The following is a 1,596-nucleotide window of genomic DNA, read 5'->3' on the forward strand; positions in this document are numbered from 1 at the left end:
AGGCCCGAACCTTCAACACCAGGGAGACGACATGACCACCAGCACCCTCTACCGCACCGGCGGAGTCGTCTCCTTCCACCGCAACGGCCCCCGGGTCGCGGAGGGCCGCGACGTCCCCCTGACCGTCGTCCCGATGCACACCGCTGAACTCCGGCACTACGACTGGTTGGTGGACGCTCTCCAGGAGGACGGTTACCACGGCAACATCGTGGCCGCCAACGTCTACTTCGCCGACACGGACGCCTTTCTCGGAGCCTTCTTCAGCGACGGCCGCCGGACGCACACCGAGTGGTGGGACGACGTCGTTCTGCACGACCTGGAGTTCGTCGCCGAGGTCCGCACCCCGCAAATCGCCCTGAACTACATGGTCGACCGGTGGAACTGGATGCACGGTCGCGTGCTGCCCGTCCGCGAGCCCTGGGAGGACGACGAAGCGCTGGCCAGCCGCCGCAGGGCAGTCCTGAAGGCTCACACCGTGGCGGGCAGCCCCTCCCCGTCCGCCAAGACGCTGGCGGAAGCCATCGCCGCCCAGGAGGCCGCCGCAGCGGAAAAGGCCCGCGCCGAGGCCGCGAAGCGCGCCGCGTACGAAGCGGCGACCCGCAGCAGCGCGTTCGGATTCGACGTCACGCTGGCCGATCCGTACCGGGTCATCGACCTGGCCAAGGCCGGACGGCCGGGCCGCTGCGACCACCCCCGCTGCACTCAGCCCGCCCCCGTCGCGATCGAGGCGGACCCGTGGATCAAGCGGGACCCCGCCGACCGCCGCCCCGCCCGACGTCGGGCGTGCGCGTTCCACTTCCTGAACGCCATCGACACGGTGTTCGGGTCCTGACACCACCCCGCCCGCCGGGCCCGCCAAGGCGGGCCCCCGCACCTTCGACAGAGGAGACCATGATGAGGACCGCAGCGGACGAGACCGAGGTATACCGGCTGATCCCGCGCCTGAAGACGATCACGGTGAAGGGTGCCGACGTGCAGCCCGGTGATCACCTGTACCAGTACAAGCACCAGGCCGGTGTCCGTGTCGGTGCCATGTGGTGCGGCCGTGTGCCGGGTGGCACGGCATGGGACCGCTACCGGGTGAACTTCCGGCAGGCCGATTTCCCGTGGAGCTACGGCAGCATCAGCCCCCTGGTGGAGTACCCCGTCCAGCGGTCCGGGGTCTACGTCGAGGGGTGGAGCCCCGAGGACTGCGACAAGCGCCGCAACGAACTGTTCGAGGAGCTGCGGCGGGTCGAGCTCGACGGCGAGGACGCCGAGCTGCGGCCGATCTTCGACCCGGACCGCCGGACCTACTCCGTCCAGCTCTGGAAGGCGGGAGAGTTCGCCGCGACCCACGGCACCACCGACAACTTCCGGTATTCGGAAGAGCCGCTGGAGGCCATCGACGCCTTCCTGAGCGAACAGGGCATCACCCGCGCGATCACGGACGACGAGGCGTTCCGCGTGCGCGCCGGTCTCAAGTACGCCAGGGGCGGCATGGAGTGGGCCGCCTTCACCGGCTGACCGCCACGGCGACGCCCCGCCCCGCCCGAGCCGGCCGGGGCGGGCCGTCGTCGCGGCGGTAGCGGACACGCCTGGCGGCGTGGCGGTGTT

Annotated in this window: 2 protein-coding genes; both read left to right on the forward strand. The window is 70.7% G+C overall.

What is annotated here, in order from left to right:
• Positions 1-31: 31 nt before the first annotated feature.
• Positions 32-832, forward strand: coding sequence for a hypothetical protein (locus tag RND61_RS32385; RefSeq protein ID WP_315881747.1), 801 nt, complete (start codon positions 32-34; stop codon positions 830-832).
• 62 nt (positions 833-894) lie between these two features.
• The gene (locus tag RND61_RS32390) at positions 895-1,506 is read left to right on the forward strand and encodes a hypothetical protein (protein WP_315881748.1); all 612 of its coding nucleotides are present in this window, start codon (positions 895-897) and stop codon (positions 1,504-1,506) included.
• Positions 1,507-1,596 lie beyond the last annotated feature (90 nt).

The sequence above is a fragment of the Streptomyces tamarix genome (genome assembly GCF_032423885.1).
In the GTDB taxonomy this organism is placed as follows: Bacteria; Actinomycetota; Actinomycetes; order Streptomycetales; family Streptomycetaceae; genus Streptomyces; species Streptomyces tamarix.

What these genes read in the sequence shown, in the direction of transcription:
- RND61_RS32385 (WP_315881747.1), top strand. Translation starts at nt 32, where the DNA reads ATGACCACCAGCACCCTCTACCGCACCGGCGGAGTCGTCTCCTTCCAC.
- RND61_RS32390 (WP_315881748.1), top strand. Translation starts at nt 895, where the DNA reads ATGAGGACCGCAGCGGACGAGACCGAGGTATACCGGCTGATCCCGCGC.